Below are 19,039 nucleotides of genomic sequence, written 5' to 3' on the forward strand. Positions count from 1 at the left end.
TGATACTTTTGTAGAAAAAGATCCTACGTAGTTTTGAGGTGTTGTGTCGTGGAAAAACGGGTGGATTGATTGTGCCCCGTTAGTAGTATCCTCTGCGTTTCTTGTCTTCCATCGACGCACCTGGGTCTTTATCAATCGTGCGTCCTTCGCGTTCACTGCGCGTGGCGAGCAGCATCTCCTGGATGATGTCGGGCAGCGTGCATGCCTGAGAAAAGGTCGCCCCCGAGAGCGGGTAGTCGCCTAGGGTGCGGAAGCGGACCCACTTTTTGACGGCTTGCTTGGCTAATTCTGGCGGAGTGCGCTCATCATCAACAGCAATCCAGTTACCTTCAAACTGGATAACGTCGCGTTCTTCCGCGAAATAGATCGGCACGATTTGGATACCCTCCAAATGGATGTACTGCCAAATATCGAGTTCGGTCCAATTGGAAAGGGGAAAGGCCCGGATTTGTTCGCCCTTGTTCACCATGCCATTGTAGAGATTCCAAAGTTCGGGGCGCTGATTTTTCGGTTCCCAGACGTGATCAGCATTTCGGAAAGAGTACACACGTTCCTTAGCACGGCTCTTTTCTTCGTCGCGTCGTCCGCCACCGAAGGCGGCATCAAAGCGATAGATATCAAGGGCTTGCCGCAAGGCGCCCAGATTCATGACCTCGGTAAACGTCTTGCTACCATGCGTGAAGGGAGTCATGCCGCTCTCGAGACCCTCCTTGTTGACGTGCGTGAGGCACTCCATGCCAAGCTCGCCGATTATATGACGATCCCGAAATTCGTACATCGACTTGAAATTCCACGTAGTGTCCACCAAGAGGAGAGGAAATGGCGGCTTGGCGGGATAAAACGCTTTTCGAGCCAAGTGGAGCATTACGCACGAATCCTTGCCAATCGAAAAGAGCATGACAGGATTGCTGAATTCGGCGACTACCTCGCGGATAATATGGATGCTCTCGGCTTCGAGCTGCTTCAAGTGGGTCAAATTGTACGACGACATGGAAGTTTCAAATGTCCTAAACAGAAGCGACGTTGGGAGTTGCCACGAACCGGTCCAGGCAATGTCCCGTGCAAATTTGCGTAATCGGTAGAATCGCTAGTCTAGGTTTAAGAGAAAGGGAAAACAACTCGGAACCCACTCCCCAGGGTCGGCTGGCTTCGCTTATCCGCAATTTGCGGGCAAAAGCCGGAACATTTGGCTCTCTGGCCCGTCCAAACTCTTGTAACCTCCCAAAAACAGGGAAATAATGGAAACAGCAAGGGTCGGGAATCTGTAGGCTAGGGGGCTGAGTTGCTAGGGGCTGGCCATTTCCTAAATGAGCCTCTGAGGAGCAGAGTCCGACATGCTATCTCTTCCGCGGAACAGAATCTTGGATCAACCGAGCAGGCGTTGGTTCAATTCGCACTTGGTTTGAAAGAAAACATTTTAGCCCCAAGGTTGGCCGCGCAAGCGTAGCCGATCAGTTAAGTTCGCCTATGCCCAGCTCATCACTAGACTTCCGCTTCGTGAAGCTCGCCTTGCGAATCAGCATGCTGCTGGTGGCCGTTTCTGGCGCGAATTTCGTCCGAGCGGATTGGAAAGACGACATCGGGTACACCAAGTTGGTGAACACCCTCAACAGCATTGGTATCGCCGTTCCCAATGGAAGCGGAGTACCGATCTCCTTGGTCGAGGCCGGTGGTAGCAACAACGTCAATTACTGGCCCAACCCAGATCACCCGACGGGTGACTTCATGTCGGGCAGCGATCCCTACGGAGTAGCCGTCACCTTCATCGATGGCAGCAACAAACCCAACAAGAATGTCTCGAACCACGCTACCAGCCAAGCTCGCAACATGTTTGGCAACACTTCGAGTGTAGCTCCCGGTGCCAACACGGTCACAGTATACGAAGCAGGCCTATTCTTAAACGATCAGCTGCGTGCTCCCACGGGTGGCACCCCCCAGTTTCTTACCTTTCTTGTGCAGAATCATAGTTGGATAGGCAGCTTTGCCGTCAATGATAATGCTCCAAACGCAACAGAACTCGACCAGGATGTTTCTGCGTTACGTCGTTTTGATTTCATGATCAACCGCGACAACCTCACTGCAATGGTCGGACTCGACAATACAACCACACCTTTGCCGAGGCTAATGACGCAAAGTTACAACTCGATCGCCGTGGGCCGCACCGACGGCTTGCACAGCACGGGCCTGACTAATGTGACGGCTTATGGCCCAGGACGTAGCAAGCCTGATTTGGTGGCCCCGCGCGAGACTTCGAGCGCCGCCACGTCGACGACCAGTGGGGTCGCCACGTTGCTCCACAGCGTTGTTACCGGTTCCGATGCCAACAAGAGCGAGGTCATGAAAGCCATGCTCATGGCCGGTGCGACAAAAAACGAATTTCCCACTTGGACTCGCACCACTACTCAACCGCTCGACGACACATTCGGCGCGGGGGAAGTGAACGTCTACAATAGCTATTTGATGACCGTCGGCGGGCGTTACGTTGGAACCACGACCCCCGAGACTCCGGTTGGCTCTCATGGCTGGGACTACCAGTCGATTTTGCCCGGTTCTGAGAATGCGCTGAAATACAAATTCTCAATTGCCGAGGGGAGCACCGCCCCGGAACTTTCGATTTTGCTTACCTGGAATGTGAACGTTTCGAGCGGGTTCGGCAGCCAGACGCTGGCTAACATGGATCTCACACTGACCGATTCGTTGGGACAAATCGTAGATCAAAGCCTCAGCACGGTCGACAACGTCGAGCACATTTATCTCACGAACCTCGCGGCGGGGGATTACACGCTCAGCATTGACTCCGACACGATTCGCGATTTCGGCCTCGCTTGGCGGATGTCGACCTTATATGACACTCCTTCGGCCGACTTCGATCAAGATGGCGACGTCGATGGACGTGATTTTCTCGCTTGGCAGCGCGGCTTCGGCACACTGATCAATGCCACTCTCGACCAGGGAGATGCCAACGGCGACGGAGCCGTGAATGCGGACGATTTGATGATTTTCCACAGCCAATTCGGGCCAATCGTGGTCGATCCGCCGGCCAGCTTCTATGTCGTCCCCGAACCAGGAAGCGCGGTTCTCATCGGCAGCGGCATCGTGATGTTTTTCCTGGCCCGCCGGCGTTGTGTGTGAAACAAGCAGCCGTTCAGTCGCCCCCCTTCGCGACGTGCAGCAATCCCCCCACAGCAGCAAGCGTGGCGCCGGTCCACAATAGAATTTGACTCCAGCGCTGGGGTTCATTCTGGGCTTGTTCGAGCTGCGTTTTGAGTTTGGTGAACTCTTGCTGCAAGTTCTCGCGATAGCGCTCCATCTCCTCTTCTGTGCGGCCGGCTTCGGCGGCGGATTGATAGCCCGACGAATGCAGCTCCCGCGTGATGTCGCCGTAATGGCGAGAATCTTCCATGGTCCAAGTCCGCTTCGAGAGCGACGAAAGTGGCAAGAAAGAAACGGCGATCAGGATCGCTCCCAAGACCAGCAAGACCGCGGCGAGATGGCTCGTATCAAATCTGCGTTCGTCGTCGGGCATGCTTACGGTGTCGAGGATTGCGATTGTCCATCGTTGATGCTTACGCGATACGCGAACGTTGTTTCGTCGACGTCGTTAGAAACAAACTCGGTATGGCCGTCGACGTACACCACGTTCACTCCACCGGGATGCATGCTGCGGGGGGAGGCGGAATAAAAGCCCGATGCGCCGATCCGCTTGATCCAACCGATGCAGGGCATGCGATCGAGCTGCGACGTTAACATTTGCTCGTCTTTGCAATAAAAGAGCGTGTCTTGAATCGGACCTTGTGTGTTAGGCATTTGTGTTTGACCGAAGCTCCGACTATCGGGTCGAAACGTTCCTTCATACATGCAATAGAAGTGCGACTTGCCATCAGCACAGCGGTGATGCATGTCGAACGACAAAATACTGGAACCGGCCCAGGGAACTGCCCACGCTCCGCGTTCATCGAGTTCGTGATCGAGCGTGCGGACTTCGCTGAAGGCGATCGTGTTGGTCGTGCCGTCGGTGATTTTGCTCAAGGTCTGGCCCGTGGCAATGATCGCACCCGGCCAAAGCAGCTGCAAATCGATGTGGAACGGGCTCACATAGGCGGCGTAATTAGCTTTGGCGAGTTGCTTGCCCTTGCTGTATTCGGTGTCGACGAAATAACGTCCCATCGCTTCGTCGCTCGGGCAGAGCAAGCTCGAAATGAATTTCGCCTGAGGGTTGTTGTCTTGATCGAAGACGTTCTTCTCCATATCAAACTGATCGTATAACGCTTGCTGTTCCATGAAGGGCAAGAGCAACACGACCCAACTAAACTGGCGGCCCATCCAAGGGCTAAAAGCGTTGTAAGACTGATTGCTTTGGAAATACTCTTGAAAGTCGGTCACGGCCGAGCGGGGCAGCTTTTTGTTGGCACTTTCAAAGTTGCTCGTGGCCAAGGAAATCTGCTTGAGGTTGTTCATGCACTGCGTGCGACGGGCGGCTTCGCGGGCGGCTTGGATCGCGGGGAGCAGCAGCGAAATCAGCACCCCCATGATGGCAATCACCACCAGCAGCTCCACCAACGAAAAACCGTTGCGATCAGCACGAGCGTGCTGGGAGCGTGAACGAATTAAACGGAAATCGACCATAGTGCTCAAACTAAGGGTGCGCAGAAAGCGTAAGAGACAAGTCCCCACTGACCCAGGTTTGGCCCAACCCCGAGATACCTGATTATACGATGCGAGTGCGACTCGGGCTATTTGCTCGCACGGCCGGGGTTTGCCGCATGACGAATCCCTTGGAAAATCGGCCACGACCGCAAATTTGGCGGGTTGGGCAGGTTTTGAGGGGAGTCAGGTCCCAGGCCAATCGGTATACTATTTTGCTTAACTTTTCGGACAGATTTCTGTAAGAACTGCCACTGACTATTAACCCCTCCAGGAGTCGATATGTTTCGCTCATTACCCGTTGTTGCGTGCGTGGCCGCGTTGTCGGTCACCGCGAGTTCGTCGTTTGCCCAACAAGGGCAAGAAGGTTTGCCCGCCGCCGCGGCACCGGCAGCCCCCGCCGCCGAGGAGCCTGAGACGGCCCCGGTTTACAGCTACGCCATCGGCTTGGAAATTGGCAGCAATTTCAAAGGGGATGATGTGCAACTCGACATCGACAGCTTGATCGCGGGGATCAAGGACGCGATGAACGACGCCCAGCCCAAGTACGACGAAGCCACCTGCATGAAAGCCCTCCAAAAGCTGAGCGAAGCCCGCGCGGGATCGATCGTCACGAAGAACAAAAAGTTTTTGGAAGAGAACAAAAAGGCCGAGGGAGTCGTCACGCTCCCCAGCGGTTTGCAGTACAAAGTCCTCAAAGCAGGCACCGGTGCGACCCCTACCGCCAAGGACACTGTTCGCACGCATTACGAAGGCAAACTGATCGACGGCACGGTGTTCGACAGCTCGTTAAAGCGTAACGAACCAGCCGAATTCCCTGTCGAGGGCGTGATCGCCGGTTGGACCGAAGCCCTGCAAAAGATGAAGGTCGGCGACAAGTGGCAGCTCTTCATCCCCAGCGAATTGGCCTACGGCGAATCCGGTGCAGGGGGAGTGATCCCACCGCACGCGACGTTGATCTTTGAGATCGAATTGTTGGATATCCCCAAGTGATCATGAGTTAGCCGGCATCGTCCCGATGCCGATTAGCGATCACTGCGCGGCATCGATACGACTTTTTTCCGTGTCGGGACGACACGGCTATATGTGTGATATTAAGCCCGGCGAGCGACTTTGCTTTGCCGGGCTTTTTTTATTGGGAGAAACCAACATGCGGATCGCTGCTTTCTGCTGGACTGTTTGTTGTGTCGCGCTTCTTGCGGCTTCGTCGCGAGCGCAGGCACCTGCCGATACTCCCGTTGCCAACCCAAAAATTGAGAAGCAACTCGCACTTATCAAAACTCTTGCGGACGATCATGGCTACAAACTAGCCGAGGGAGAACCATTCAAGTTCATTAAGGACCCTCAGAATCAAGAACGGCATGAGGTCCGCAAACTGATGATGCCGCCGGGACTGCCTGCGGATGCTCAGCCAAAAGAAGGTTTTGATCCCTTCTCTCTTGTACTACATGCCTTGCCCGAGGGAACAATCGTTTCGGGCACGGCCAGCGGTGGAGTCGTGACATTGTCCGAAGTGCTCGACCACGTTTTGCACGTGAAACGCTACGAGCTCGATTGTTCGCCCAATTTGCTGATGACTTACATGCCGGGAGATTGGGTGACCGTTTCGGAGCCTGATAAGCGTCAAATCGCAAGTGAAGCCGGTGCGAGAGCGCTGGAAAAGATTCTAAATGAGCAGTGCGGCCTAAATGTGAAAGTCCACTGGAAAACCGAGCAGCGACCCGCCTTGGTGCTGAAAGGAAAATACAGGCCGAACCCGATTTCCTCGGAGGGCAAAGGTGACTCGCCTGATTACGATGGATCATTCGGCATTCCCGCGCGACGCGATCACCGGGCCGGCGAGTCGGGGACCTACGAAATGTTCAAGCAATCCCTCGGCGAAACACTCATGCTTCCCGTGATTGACGAAGCCGAGGTTTCGCCCGCGAAGAAATACTTCGTGTGGATTCACTCGGGCACACCGGTCAAGAACTCGGCACGGCTCCCCGCAGACGACGAATCTCGAGTGATCGACGCTCTCCGCGAACAACTCGGCTATGAAATTGTGATCGAACCTCGAGAGATGCAGGTTCTCTCGATCCAGCCCGCCGAGAATTGATGCAACCCATGTTGCGGAAACGCAGCGCTCGGTGGCAAGAATTCCCCCAATCTGGCGGGGAATGTATCACTTCTGATTATTGTTCCCATTCGGAGCATCTGAAAACGGGCTAATGCGTAGCGCCAGCAAGTATTTAAGTCCCGCTTTTCGGCACAAAATGGAGCTACCCTTGTTGCGGGGCGTCAATCTCCAGCTAGAATCTCTGACATGCCCAGATTTCCTAAAAATTCAGGGCTTCGCAATCGTAAAAGTCACGGCTAGGTAGATTGGGTAAATTGGTTATCTAATGCCCTGCCGACTGTGGTTAGTTTTTTTTTCAGGAGATGGAGGGCAACTAATGTCTCGTAAGATGTTGTGCCTGTTACCAGCTATTGCCTTGCTGGTCGCGGGAGTCCAAGCCGACGCTTGGGCAGGTTTGTTCAAAAGGCATCATGGTGGCGGGTGTTGTGAATCCACGCCAGCTTGTGGTTGTGAAGAAGCCGCACCATGCGGTTGTGAAGGTGCTGCGACCGGCTGTGGCTGCGAAGGGGAAGCCGCCGCACCGTGCGAAGCAACGGTCGTCAAGAAGACGGTCATGGTTCCCGAATACGTGACCGAGACCCGCAAGGTCAAGACCACGGAGTACAAGCAAGAAGAGCGTACTCGTACTTACACGGTGAACAAGCGCGTTCCTCAAACCGAGGAAAAGACCGAAACCTATACGGTCATGGTCCCCGAGAAACGCACCAAGACGGTTGAATACACCGTCTGCAAGCCGGTCACGGAAACGAAGACTCGTGAGTACACCGTTCAAGTTCCCTACACCGAGAACGTCGAACAAAAGTACACCGTGATGGTCCCCACCTACGAGGACAAGACCGTCAGCTACGAAGTTCAAGTTCCTTACACCGAGAACGTCGAGCAAAAGTACACCGTGATGGTCCCCACCTACGAGGACAAGACCGTCAGCTATGAAGTGCAAGTTCCTTACACCGAAAACGTCGAACAGACTTACACGGTTAAGGTGCCTTACACCGAACAGCGCGAAGGAACTCGCAAAGTGATGAAGCGTGTTCCCGAAACCACAATGAAGCAAGTCACCGTTCGCGGTGGCCACTGGGAAACCCAAACGATGGAAGTTCCCGCTTGTGGTGGTTGCGGTAGCTGCGGTGGTGGATGTGGCTGCGACGGTGCCGCCGATCCTTGCACCAAGACCGTGTGCAAGCGCGTTTGGGTGCCGACCTGCGAAACCAAGGAAGTGCCTTGCACGACCTACAAGTGCGTGACGGAAGAAGTTCCATACACTTATAGCGTGTGCTTGACCAAGGACGAAACCCGCACCCGTTCCGTGTGCGTTCAAAAGTGCAAGACCGAAACCCGTGAACGCACGGTCAAGGTTTGCAAGATGGTTCCCGAAGAGCGGACTCGCACCGTCTGCGTGCCAAAGTGCAAGACCGAAACCCGTGAACGCACGGTCAAGGTTTGCAAGATGGTTCCCGAAGAGCGGACTCGCACCGTCTGCGTACCTAAGTGCAAGACCGAAACTCGCACCTGCGAATACCAGGTCACGAGCTACGTCAAGGAAACCGCCACGAAGGAAGTGGCATACACCGAGTGCGTGCCCGTCGAAAAGACCCGCACCTACAACGTGACCACTTACACCTGCGTCCCCGAAGAGAAGACTGAAACCTACACCGTTTGCGTGCCGGTTGAAGTCGAAAAAGAGGTCGAGGTGAAGGTTTGCAAGATGGTCGAGAAGGAAATCGAAGTGACCCAAGGCTGTGGCTGCGAAGCGGCTCCTGCTTGCGGTTGCAACTGAGATTGCACTACTGTTTGATGCCTAACACCGGGGGCTGAGCAAATTGCTCAGCCCCCGTTTTTTGTTGGGTGAACGAGAATTGTCATCCCAAGTTGAGTTCGACGAGCCGAGGGATCTGGCATGCCCAACGAACTCGCATGGAAGGCGTGAAAAACTCGACGCCAGATTCCTCTAGTCGTAGAACTCCTCTCGGAATGACAGTGCCATCACCACTTGCCCCCTTCACTCCTCCCAGCTAGCTGCTAGCAGCGTGTGGTGATCTCTCTTGTGACGCCCCGCCGGGGTTGGGTATATCCTTGCTCCTCTCGGCAGAACGTAGGCGCTTTTCTGATTGTTTCAACCATGTGTTTGGCTCGTAGCATCTTGATTTGTCTGGTCCTCTCGCTGCTCAGCGGAGTGACGGGGCGAGCGTATGGCCAGGATCTGTTGGGCCCCAGTGTTTTGCCTCCCCCCGGTGTAGCGGAGGATCTGCCGCCCCTGTTCGACTTCCCCCCAGTGGCTGTCACCGAAACGGCGCCTTCAGTGGTGGACGAAGCCTTGAGCGATCACCTCGAAGCGATTACCACCGAAGAGATGGAACTGGCCGAGCCCCCCGTCGTCTACGAGTGGTACCAGTTGTCGTATTGGTTTGGTCCGGCGCCGTGGGACGCGGGCATCAATTTTGGCCTCAACGGTAGCCAGGGTGAAAACCGTTCGAAAAGTATTGCCTCGGGCGGATACTTAAAACGAGATGCGGAATTTTGGACTTTTGACTCCGACATCAACTATAACTTCACGTCGTCCAATGAGCTTGTCACTCAAAATAACGCGCTGTTCGATGCGCGGATCGATCGCAAGTTGAAGAAGTCGGCGTGGACGCTGTTCGTGTTGAATCAAATCCTGTACGACGAATTCCAACCCTTCAACTTGCGCGTGGCGGTGAACTCCGGCGTGGGTTACAAGTGGGTCGACACCGACGACTTCAATTTGATTGGGCGCTTCGGTGCTGGTACGTCGCGCGAGTTTGGCGGCATCGATGACCAGTGGAAGGCGGAAGCGCTGTTTGGACTCGACTACGAATATCTGATTTCCGACAAGCAGCGATTCACGATCAAGGTCGATTACTTCCCCGAATGGAAGGATTTCGGGCTGTACCGCGTCGTGTCAGACGCGGGCTGGGAAATCGATCTCGATAAGCCCAAAAATATGAGCCTGCGGTTCACGGTCAACGACCGCTACGACAGCACCCCCAACGGCGTGTCGCCGAACTTGGTGAACTACGCGGTGCTGTTGAATTGGAAGCTATAGCAAATAGCCGGGTCGTCACGCCCTGGTAACTGATCGGGCTCGGGACGAGCCCGGCTAACGGCGTTCTGGCGGCTAGCCCCTGGGTGCACCTTCCGGTAGCATGGAGGGTTTCCCACACCGGGAAGTGACCGGCACTACTGACTGGACGTCGCGCGTCTGTTTCCATGAACGAATCCTTGCTCGAAAAGCTTCAACAGACGCTCAATCGCGAGATGCCGATCACGATCCCCATGGGACTCGAGGCACGGTCTTGGGACGGCCAGCGGCTGGCAATGGAAATGCCGCTCGAGCCAAATCGCAACCATCAATACTCGGCCTTCGCCGGCAGTCTGAACGCACTTTGCACGGCCACCGGCTGGGGCACAGTGTTCTTACTGCTGGAATCGCAAGGGATGTCGGGCAACATCGTGATCCGGCGGAGCACGATTCGTTATCACCGGCCCGTGCGCACGCCATTGTTCATCGCACAAAGTCAGCCCGTGGCGAGCGACATGCTTGAGTACTTTTACGAACTGCAACGCTTCAAAGGCCGTACGAAGATCGATCTGTCGGTGGAGATCGCCGACGAAGCGGGGCCGTATGTGACGTTTAGTGGTTCGTACGTGGTGCAGGAATAAGGGCACTACTTCTAACCTCGCGGCTTGCGCCGGAGGCTAACACGGTTGGCATTCCTCAAATTGACCGCTTGACATATTCCGTTATGGGAATATAATTGACGCATGGCGAGGGCAGCGACCACCACCGACGTTTTTAATGCGATTGCCGAACCGCGTCGGCGGGAGCTTGTTACCGCGCTGGCCGATGGCCAGCCGCGCACGGTTAATGAGTTGGTTGAACGGCTTGGGTTAGCACAACCGACCGTGTCGAAACATTTGGGCGTGTTGCGCAAGGTCGGCATCGTTTCGGTCAGCAAGGATGGCCAACATCGGCTGTATCGCCTCAATGGCGGGGAGCTCAAAGCCGTGTACGACTGGACAAAAACATTCGAGAACTTTTGGTCGCATCAACTCAGCCGCGTGAAGGAGCGGGCCGAGCGTCTCGCGAAAGAACAATCCACCAAGAAATCTTAGGGAGCAAATTATGGTCGCCCCAGTGCTTGAAGAAACCATACAACTCTTGAACATTGTCAAAGAAATCGAAATCGCCGCGCCGCTGGAGATTTCGTTTGAGGCTTTGCTGGCGGAATTGGGGCCCGAGTTCCAAACTCCTGACGGATCGCCGATGCCGATGACGCTTGAAGCCTGGCCGGGAGGGCGTTGGTATCGCGACTTGGGCGACAACGCAGGCCATTTCTGGGGGCACGTGCAAGTCATCAAGCCGCCGAAGCTGATCGAAATCTGCGGGCCGATGTTCATGTCGTTTGCGATTGCTTCGCACGTGCAATACCGCCTCACTGCTGAGGGAGAAATCACTCGCTTGTCGCTCATCCACACCGCCTTTGGCATGCTCCCAGACAGCCAGAGCGCCGGTATCCATGAGGGCTGGCAATACAAGTTGAATCGCACGCGCGAGATCGCGGAATCGAAACGCTAAGCAACAATACAGTTTCAAACCACGGAGTTAGATCCATGACGATAGCCGATCAATTTTTGCAAGAATTCGCGGCCGAATCGAATACGACGCGTAAGTTTCTCGAACGTCTCCCCGAGGACAAACTTACCTGGAAGCCGCACGAGAAATCGATGACTGCGGGACAATTGGCCCTGCACATGGCGAGTGCGCCGGGCAGCGTGGTTCAGATGGCCACGCAGGACGAGTTTCAATTTTCGCAAATCTCGAACGACAGGACCCAGCCGGAGTCGTTGCCACAAATTCTTTCCGCTTTCGATGAAAGTGTGGACACCGTCACAAAGGTGCTACCCACGATCAGCGATCAGCAAATGCAACAAACTTGGCGGATCATGGACGGCGACAAGGAACTCTTAGCCATGCCGCGAGCTGTGTTTGTGCGGACCATATTGTTCAATCATTTCTATCATCACCGCGGCCAATTCGGCGTGTACTTGCGGATGGTGGGCGCGAAGGTTCCTTCGGCCTACGGTCCGAGTGGCGATGAATTGCCCGACTTCTTGAAGAAATAACCTTTCAATCGAGATTGACCATGAAAACCGCAAACATCGTATCACGAGACGAATGGCTCGCCGCGCGGAAGACCCTTTTGCAAGAAGAAAAGGAACTGACTCGCCGTCGCGATGAGCTCAGTGCCCAGCGGCGGGAACTTCCTTGGGTGAAAGTCGACAAGCACTATCAGTTCGACACGGCCCAAGGGAGAAAATCGCTCGCGGAGTTGTTTCGCGGCCGCAGCCAACTCGTGGTGTACCACTTTATGTTCGCACCGGACTGGCAAGAAGGTTGCCCAAGTTGTTCGTTTGTGTCGGACCATTTCGACGGCACACTCGCGCATCTGGCGGCACGCGACGTGGCGATGGTCGCGGTCTCACGAGCGCCGCTGGCGAAGATCGACGAATTCAAACAGCGAATGGGCTGGCGGTTAGATTGGATATCGTCCTTTGGCAGTGACTTCAACTACGATTTCCACGTGTCATTCACTGAAGAAGAAATGGCCGAGGGCCAGGTCTACTACAACTTCATCAAACAAGAGTTCCCGAGCGCCGAAGGACCGGGGGTCAGCATTTTTTATAAAGATGCTGTCGGCCAGATCTATCACACCTATTCCTCGTACGGCCGCGGCGTCGAGCAATTGATGACGACCTACGCGATTCTCGACTTAGTCCCCAAAGGCCGCGATGAGGAGCAGTTTGATTTCTCGATGGCTTGGGTCCGCTACCACGATCGGTATGGGCACGATCGTTACGGCACGGACTTATTTGCGGACGCGGACAAACCCTACTGGCCAACGACCGAAGTACTGCCTTCGTGCGGGTGTGGTGCTAAGGACGGAAAATAGCAGGAGCTATTTCTCACCAAAACGATACAGCTTGTTGCGCGTGCGCACGAGCAAGCTATCTTCAAGCGGCACGGGAGTGGCGACGCTGTGTTCGCCCAGTTCGTTTTCGGCGAGAACTTCTAGCCCCTCGTCGACCGACGCGACAAACAGCGTGCCGTCCTCACGGAGGCAATAAAGTTTGTCACCGGCCAGAAGGGGTGAACTAAAATAATTCGAGCGGCCTTTGGGTAAGTCGTCGGACCAGATCTCATCGCCCGTAGCCAAATCGAGGCAAGAGACTTTACCACGGTCGCTTAGCACATAGATTTTGTCGTCGGTAACGATTGGGCAGGGGACATCGGCACCAACACCGGGTTTGTCCCAGAGGCGATTTTTAGTGGTTACGTCGCCGCTTCCTCCGAGTCGCACGGCTGCTAGAAATTCGCCACGGCCATAGGGCACGATCGCCACACCATCGGCAACAGTCGCCGAGGCAATGGACCGCCACATGCCTTGGTCGTCAGGATTAAATCCCGCCGAATCCCAGAGCAGTTTGCCCGTCGCGGCGTCATGCCCCGTGAGGTGATCGGCCCCCCACGTGACAATCGTTTCGTGTCCATCGACATCCGCCACGGCTGGCGTCGTATAACTTTGATCCGATTCGCTGGGCCGTTCGTAGGTCCGCGATTCTTGCCAGAGAGTTTCGCCAGTGTCGAGATCGAGACAAGCCAAATAAGAGTCGCCCTCCTGCATCACCGCCACGACCACGCCTTTGGACGTTAGAACGGGAGAGGTCCCCAAATCCCACCAGAGGGTATCTTTGCCGAATTCGTCTTGCAAGTTTTTGTTCCACAGGACCTTGCCCGTGGTATCGGTGCAGGCAAGTTGGCCGCTCTTAAAATACGCGACAACGTGTTTGCCATCGGTGACGGGGGACGGGTTGCTACCGGTGGCGACTTTATGTTTGCTCTCACGAGCAGTGCCAATCTCGCGCCGCCATCGCTCTTGCCCGTCAACTCCATACGCGGCGAGCACGTCTTTGCCGTCGGCCGTGACAGTGACATAAATGGCATCGCCCCAGACAACGGGCGTTGAACTTCCTTCGCCGCCGAGATCGACCTCCCAGATCATGTTTTCGTTTTGGGAAAACTTAATGGGTAAGTTGGCCGCGGGGACGGCCAGGTTCGCCGCGGGACCACGCCATTGAGGCCAGTCGGCATGCAACAATGACGACGCGGCTAGAAGAAGATTGACCGAAACCAACACGCGCAAAGAGGATGCGTACATGGCGGACCTGTGAGACAAGGTAACTTTCTTATGATTTCACATCGCGATTTATTCGCGTTCTTATTCTAGCAAGTTCTTGATTTACGCAACTCGAATCGTTTCTGGAGACCGTGCGACGCATTGCGTCGCGGCTCACTTAGGATTTTTTTGTTGACGACTTGCAGTCCCGGTGTTATTTTACCGTTTAGTTAATTAACCAACTGGTATACTATGCTTGCCGACCAACTGACCCATACGTTTTCCGCCCTGGCCGATCCGACGCGGAGAGCCATTCTCATGCGACTTTCCAAGGGGGAACGGAGCGTGTCGGAGTTGGCCCAGCCGTTTGAAATGACGCTGCCGGCCATCTCGAAGCATTTGAAGGTCTTGGAAAAGGCTGGGCTCATCGAGCGCAGCCGTGCGGCCCAATATCGACCATGCAAGCTCAACGCCAAGCCGTTGCGCGAGGCCGCTCAATGGGTCGAGCAATACCGGCAATTCTGGGACGAGCGGTTTGATCGGCTCGATGACTATTTAGCGGAGCTGCAAGGCAAAACAGTGCAAGGGAAGAAAAAACGTGGACGCAAACAAAAATAACCCCGCCGACGATTTCTTCATCGAACAGACTTACGATGCGCCGGTGGCGCTCGTGTGGCAAGCGATCATTGATCCGATGGCCATCAAGCAGTGGTTCATGGAATTTGAAAACTTTCGCCCCGAGGTGGGCTGCGAGTTTCAATTCACAGCCGAGGACCACGATCATGTCAAATGGCTACATCATTGTGTGGTTAAGGAAGTAGTGCCCCAAAAGAAACTGGCTTACACCTGGCGATATGACGGCCAACCCGGCGACACGCTCGTGACGATGGAGTTGTTCGAGCATGGCGCTGAAACGCGCATCAAGCTCACGCACTCGGGGTTGGAGACGCTGCCGAAGCTGCCCGCTTTTGCTCGCGAGAATTTTGCCGCGGGTTGGACGGCTCTGATTGGCACGTTGCTGAAAGACTATGCCGAAGGGCAGCCAATCGACCCCGACCGCGAGTATGTTTGCTCACGGGTGTTTGATTTTCCTCGCGAGCAAGTGTTTCGCGCGTTTAGCGATCCCGAGCAACTCGCCAAGTGGTGGGGGCCCAATGGGTTCACCAATACGATTCTCAAGTTCGATTTTCGCGTGGATGGCGATTGGCATCTTACGATGCATGGCCCCGACGGAACTGACTATCGCAACGAGAGTGTGTTTGTCGAAATCAACGAACCCAAACGCATTGTCTTCGATCATCTGCGGACCATGCACCGATTTCTGATGACGATGACTTATTTTGAATTCGAGGGGAAGACACGGCTCACCTGGCGGCAACGATTTGAATCGCCAGAGGAATGGGAAAAGGTGAAGGCGTTTGTTCCCGCGGCGAACGAGCAGAATTTTGATCGGTTGGAAGAGCACTTAGGGAGCCAATCATGAGCGAGCACGAATCCCAAGTTCTTGAAGCGGCTGACAACGAAATCGTGATCACGCGGTTGCTCGACGCGCCGCGCGAATTGGTTTGGGAGGCGTGGACCAATCCCGAACACGTCGCGAAGTGGTGGGGCCCCAATGGGTTCACCACGACGACCAAATCACACGACTTCCGTCCCGGCGGGCTTTGGATTTACACCATGCATGGTCCTGATGGCACCGATTATCCCAACGAGGTCAAGTACATCGAAATCGTCAAGCCGGAGCGAATCATTCATTCCCATGGCGATGGTCAGCGAGAATGGTTCAAAAGCACAAGCACGTTTGCCGTTGAACACAATCAAACGCGAGTGACGATCAAGCATATCTTCCCCACGGCTGAAGAGCGCAACGAAGTGGCTCTGAAGTACGGCGCGATCGAGGGGGGCAAGCAGCACTTGGCTCGTTTGGCGGAATTGCTTAAGCAAATAAGAAAAGTCCAATAAGATCCATCCACAAAGACACTAAGAACACGAAGAATATTAAAAATTCCAAATCGACCCCGTCTTTCAGCTGATTTAGAATTATTCGTGACAAACGTAATGATATTCGGCCTAGCTTAGTGCTCTTGGTGACTTTGTGGTGCAAGTCTTAACTGGCTTCTCTTAACTGGCCTTCGTTTATGAATACGACCCTAGCAGGTGACATCCGCGACATCGTTGATAGCGTCTACCGCAGCGAATCGCGGCGGGTGTTTGCCACGCTCGTGCGGCTACTGGGTGATTTCGATTTGGCCGAGGAGGCGCTTTCTGATGCGTTCGCAGCGGCGGTTGCGCAATGGCCCACCGAGGGTGTGCCCGCCAATCCGAGGACGTGGCTCGTTTCGGCGGGGCGATTCAAAGCCATCGACACGATGCGCCGGCGGGCACGGTTTGATGCATCGCTAACGGCTATTTATCAGAAATTCGAGGCGAATCGTATAGATACAGTCACCGAGTCCAACACCGATCAAGATGGGATTGAAGACGACCGCTTGCGGCTGATCTTTACCTGTTGTCACCCCGCGTTGTCTCCGGAAGCGCAAGTGGCCCTTACGATGCGCGAAGTTTGTGGGCTGACCACCGAACAAATTGCCAGTGCGTTCCTCACGACTCCCACGACGCTTGCGCAACGGATCGTGCGCGCCAAATCAAAAATCCGCGACGCGGGGATTCCGTATCAAATTCCGTCGCGTGAAGATTTGCCCGACCGGCTGCATACCGTGCTGCAAGTGATTTATCTTGTGTTCAACGAAGGGTACTCCGCTTCTTCGGGGGAATCTATCACGCGCGCGGACCTTTCGCAAGAAGCCATTCGGCTAGGGCGGTTGATGGTCGAATTGCTACCCGATGCCGAGGTTCTGGGTTTGTTGGCTCTGATGTTACTCCACGAATCGCGTCGCGAGGCGCGGAATTCAGCCAATGGCGAGATCGTTCTGCTGGATGATCAAGATCGCTCGCTGTGGAACCATAAGCACATCGAGGAAGGGCAACAATTGGTTGATCGCGCGTTTGCCTCCCAACAATTTGGGCCTTACATGATTCAAGCCGGCATCGCGGCCATTCATGCCGATGCCGCGACAGCCAGCGCGACTGATTGGAGTCAGATCGTTGGGCTCTACGACGTACTTATTCGCATGGCGTCGTCTCCGGTGGTGGAACTCAATCGGGCCGTGGCGGTGGCGATGCGCGATGGTCCCGCGGCGGGCTTGGAATTGGTCGATGCGATTCTCACGCGCGGCGAATTGGCGGATTATCATTTGGCCCACGCCACCCGGGCCGATTTCTGCCGACGTCTGGGCAAAACGGCCGATGCTCGCACTTCTTATCAGCAGGCCCTGCGGTTGGCTCGTCAGGAACCAGAGCGTCGTTTTTTGGCGGGCCGATTGGCTGAATTGGGCTGATTCTCGGCCTAAATTCAGCCTATTTGCTTCGCGCGTTATTTCCTCACAAAAATTTTTCGCCGCCTGTCGATTTGGGCCCGAGCCAGTCGACTACCTAGTGTTCGGCGGACAAAACGAAGCTTTTTGAAATAAGGTCATTCCGAAACGAGTTCTGCGAGTTGAAGAATCTAGTTTGCAATCGAACGGGGTTTCGAAGCGCGAATTGATGGAAGCAAGATTCTTTCCGCCTCTGGCGGACTTAGGCTCTCTCAGGATGACAATTAGATACAAGGAAATAAGACCATGCGATTCATGATGTTGATGATCCCTAAGGGGTATGAAACCGCCGAACCCGATACGCAGCCCGAGGCCGACGCCGTGTCGGCGATGATGAAATACAACGAAGAACTTCAAAAGGCCGGTGTGCTGTTGTCGCTCGATGGCCTACGTCCACCGTCGGAAGGAGCGCGTGTCTCATTCGCTTCAGGCAAGCCTGTTGTCACGGATGGCCCTTTTGCCGAGGTGAAAGAGTGCTTGGGCGGCTATTGGATGATTGACGTCAAGGATCGCTCCGCGGCCATCGAATGGGCGAAGAAGTGCCCAGGGAGCAAGAACGAGACGATCGAAATTCGCCAAGTGCAAGTGATGGAAGACTTTCCGGAAGACGTGCAACAAGCTGCCAAGGGTTACACCGAGATGCAGCCAACTGCCAACAAGGATGATCGAAAAGTATTCATCAATCTACCGGTGAAGGATTTGGACAAATCGAAAGAGTTCTTCGGCAAGTTGGGCTACACGTTCAATCCGCAGTTCACCGACGAGAATGCGGCCTGCATGATTATCAGCGAGAACATCTACACGATGCTGCTCGTGGAGAAATTCTTTGCGACGTTCACTCCCAAAAAAATCATCGACGGCAAAACGGGCGTCGAAGCCATCAACGCGTTGAACTGCCCTTCGCGTACCGCGGTCGATGAGATCGTCAACAAGGCGCTGGCCGCTGGTGGCAAGAAATACACTGACCCTAAAGATCACGGTTTCATGTATCAATGGGGTTTTGAAGATCTCGATGGGCACATCTGGGAATATTTCTGGATGGATCCCTCGTTCGTGCAGTAAACGATAATTAGCCGCGATGCGACGCATCGCAGGACCGGCGATTCGTTGAATCGCGGCTATTCGACATAAAAATCACCTTATCGAGAACACAATCATGCAGACGATTCAACCGTGCCTTTGGTTCGACACGCAAGCTCTTGAGGCGGCCGAGTATTATGTGTCGATCTTCAAGAATTCGAAGATCAATCAGGTGACGCACTACGGCGAAAATATGCACATGCCGAAGGGAACCGTTTTGACGGTGAGTTTTGAGCTCAATGGCGAACAGTTCATGGCACTCAACGGCGGGCCGATTTTTCAGTTCAACGAGGCGGTCTCGCTCATCGTGAATTGTGATTCTCAGGAAGAGATCGATCACTACTGGTCGAAGCTGACTGCCGACGGTGGCCAAGAAGTGCAGTGCGGCTGGCTGAAAGACAAGTACGGCCTGTCATGGCAAATCAGTCCCCGCAAGTTTGAGGAGTGGATGAAGGACCCGGTGAAAGGGGACCGCATGATGCAAGCCGTGATGCAGATGGTGAAGCTCGATATTGCGAAACTGCAAGCGGCTTATGACGGGAAGTAACGATGGCTTCCAGCCATTG

General features: G+C 54.7%; 20 protein-coding genes. 16 read left to right on the forward strand and 4 right to left on the reverse strand.

Annotation, left to right across the window (positions count from 1 at the left end):
- Nucleotides 1-79: 79 nt before the first annotated feature.
- Nucleotides 80-991, reverse strand: coding sequence for a sulfate adenylyltransferase subunit CysD (cysD, locus tag SH678x_RS21655; RefSeq protein WP_496920548.1), 912 nt, complete (start codon nt 989-991; stop codon nt 80-82).
- Between the two features lie 476 nt (nt 992-1,467).
- On the opposite strand from cysD, the gene SH678x_RS21660 reads away from it, so the two are divergent.
- Nucleotides 1,468-3,132 carry a dockerin type I domain-containing protein gene (locus tag SH678x_RS21660; RefSeq protein ID WP_496920549.1) on the forward strand — a complete coding sequence of 555 codons (1,665 nt, stop codon included), beginning with the start codon at nt 1,468-1,470 and terminating at the stop codon, nt 3,130-3,132.
- A 13-nt stretch (nt 3,133-3,145) separates the two neighbouring features.
- On the opposite strand, the gene SH678x_RS21665 is transcribed toward SH678x_RS21660, so the two are convergent.
- Both SH678x_RS21665 and SH678x_RS21670 read right to left on the reverse strand, forming a co-directional pair.
- Nucleotides 3,146-3,526: a hypothetical protein gene (locus SH678x_RS21665; protein ID WP_496920550.1), complete on the reverse strand. Its 381-nt coding sequence runs from the start codon at nt 3,524-3,526 to the stop codon at nt 3,146-3,148.
- A gap of 2 nt (nt 3,527-3,528) precedes the next feature.
- A complete protein-coding gene (locus tag SH678x_RS21670; protein WP_496920551.1) occupies nt 3,529-4,626 on the reverse strand; it encodes a DUF1559 family PulG-like putative transporter in 1,098 nt (365 codons plus the stop codon).
- Nucleotides 4,627-4,926: 300 nt separating this feature from the next.
- Here SH678x_RS21670 and bamJ point away from each other — a divergent pair, with 300 nt between their 5' ends.
- The 9 genes from bamJ (at nt 4,927) to SH678x_RS21715 (ending at nt 12,735) form a co-directional block, all read left to right on the forward strand.
- A complete protein-coding gene (gene bamJ / locus SH678x_RS21675) occupies nt 4,927-5,637 on the forward strand; it encodes a BamJ family beta-barrel-assembly machinery protein (protein WP_496920552.1) in 711 nt (236 codons plus the stop codon).
- A gap of 157 nt (nt 5,638-5,794) precedes the next feature.
- The gene (locus tag SH678x_RS21680; protein ID WP_496920553.1) at nt 5,795-6,742 is read left to right on the forward strand and encodes a DUF3738 domain-containing protein; all 948 of its coding nucleotides are present in this window, start codon (nt 5,795-5,797) and stop codon (nt 6,740-6,742) included.
- Nucleotides 6,743-7,079: 337 nt separating this feature from the next.
- The gene (locus SH678x_RS21685) at nt 7,080-8,540 is read left to right on the forward strand and encodes a hypothetical protein (RefSeq protein WP_496920554.1); all 1,461 of its coding nucleotides are present in this window, start codon (nt 7,080-7,082) and stop codon (nt 8,538-8,540) included.
- 348 nt (nt 8,541-8,888) lie between these two features.
- Nucleotides 8,889-9,827 (forward strand): DUF481 domain-containing protein, encoded by a 939-nt coding sequence (locus SH678x_RS21690; RefSeq protein ID WP_496920555.1) that lies wholly within the window; start codon nt 8,889-8,891, stop codon nt 9,825-9,827.
- A 164-nt stretch (nt 9,828-9,991) separates the two neighbouring features.
- Nucleotides 9,992-10,444, forward strand: a complete 453-nt coding sequence (locus tag SH678x_RS21695; protein ID WP_496920556.1) for a YiiD C-terminal domain-containing protein — start codon at nt 9,992-9,994, stop codon at nt 10,442-10,444.
- Between the two features lie 102 nt (nt 10,445-10,546).
- Entirely contained in the window at nt 10,547-10,897 is a 351-nt protein-coding gene (locus tag SH678x_RS21700) for an ArsR/SmtB family transcription factor (protein WP_496920557.1), read from the forward strand.
- A 10-nt stretch (nt 10,898-10,907) separates the two neighbouring features.
- Nucleotides 10,908-11,360: an SRPBCC family protein gene (locus SH678x_RS21705; RefSeq protein ID WP_496920558.1), complete on the forward strand. Its 453-nt coding sequence runs from the start codon at nt 10,908-10,910 to the stop codon at nt 11,358-11,360.
- 35 nt (nt 11,361-11,395) lie between these two features.
- Nucleotides 11,396-11,908, forward strand: a complete 513-nt coding sequence (locus SH678x_RS21710) for a DinB family protein (protein WP_496920559.1) — start codon at nt 11,396-11,398, stop codon at nt 11,906-11,908.
- Nucleotides 11,909-11,928: 20 nt separating this feature from the next.
- Nucleotides 11,929-12,735, forward strand: coding sequence for a DUF899 domain-containing protein (locus SH678x_RS21715; protein ID WP_496920560.1), 807 nt, complete (start codon nt 11,929-11,931; stop codon nt 12,733-12,735).
- 6 nt (nt 12,736-12,741) lie between these two features.
- Here the strand turns inward: SH678x_RS21715 and SH678x_RS21720 are convergent, their stop codons facing one another.
- The gene (locus SH678x_RS21720) at nt 12,742-14,001 is read right to left on the reverse strand and encodes an outer membrane protein assembly factor BamB family protein (protein ID WP_496920561.1); all 1,260 of its coding nucleotides are present in this window, start codon (nt 13,999-14,001) and stop codon (nt 12,742-12,744) included.
- Nucleotides 14,002-14,211: 210 nt separating this feature from the next.
- Between SH678x_RS21720 and SH678x_RS21725 the strand changes: the two genes are divergently transcribed.
- From SH678x_RS21725 to SH678x_RS21750, 6 genes are all read left to right on the forward strand, one after another.
- Nucleotides 14,212-14,577 carry an ArsR/SmtB family transcription factor gene (locus SH678x_RS21725; RefSeq protein ID WP_496920562.1) on the forward strand — a complete coding sequence of 122 codons (366 nt, stop codon included), beginning with the start codon at nt 14,212-14,214 and terminating at the stop codon, nt 14,575-14,577.
- Nucleotides 14,558-15,442, forward strand: coding sequence for an SRPBCC domain-containing protein (locus SH678x_RS21730; protein ID WP_496920563.1), 885 nt, complete (start codon nt 14,558-14,560; stop codon nt 15,440-15,442). Before SH678x_RS21725 ends, SH678x_RS21730 begins: the two co-directional genes overlap by 20 nt.
- The gene (locus SH678x_RS21735; protein ID WP_496920564.1) at nt 15,439-15,921 is read left to right on the forward strand and encodes an SRPBCC family protein; all 483 of its coding nucleotides are present in this window, start codon (nt 15,439-15,441) and stop codon (nt 15,919-15,921) included. Before SH678x_RS21730 ends, SH678x_RS21735 begins: the two co-directional genes overlap by 4 nt.
- A 176-nt stretch (nt 15,922-16,097) precedes the next feature.
- Complete coding sequence (locus tag SH678x_RS21740; protein WP_496920565.1) at nt 16,098-17,357, forward strand: RNA polymerase sigma factor; 1,260 nt, start codon at nt 16,098-16,100, stop codon at nt 17,355-17,357.
- 282 nt (nt 17,358-17,639) lie between these two features.
- Nucleotides 17,640-18,455 carry a YciI family protein gene (locus tag SH678x_RS21745; RefSeq protein WP_496920566.1) on the forward strand — a complete coding sequence of 272 codons (816 nt, stop codon included), beginning with the start codon at nt 17,640-17,642 and terminating at the stop codon, nt 18,453-18,455.
- Between the two features lie 94 nt (nt 18,456-18,549).
- Nucleotides 18,550-19,020, forward strand: coding sequence for a VOC family protein (locus SH678x_RS21750; RefSeq protein ID WP_496920567.1), 471 nt, complete (start codon nt 18,550-18,552; stop codon nt 19,018-19,020).
- Nucleotides 19,021-19,039: the final 19 nt, after the last annotated feature.

Source organism: Bythopirellula superficialaquae (genome assembly GCF_059632245.1).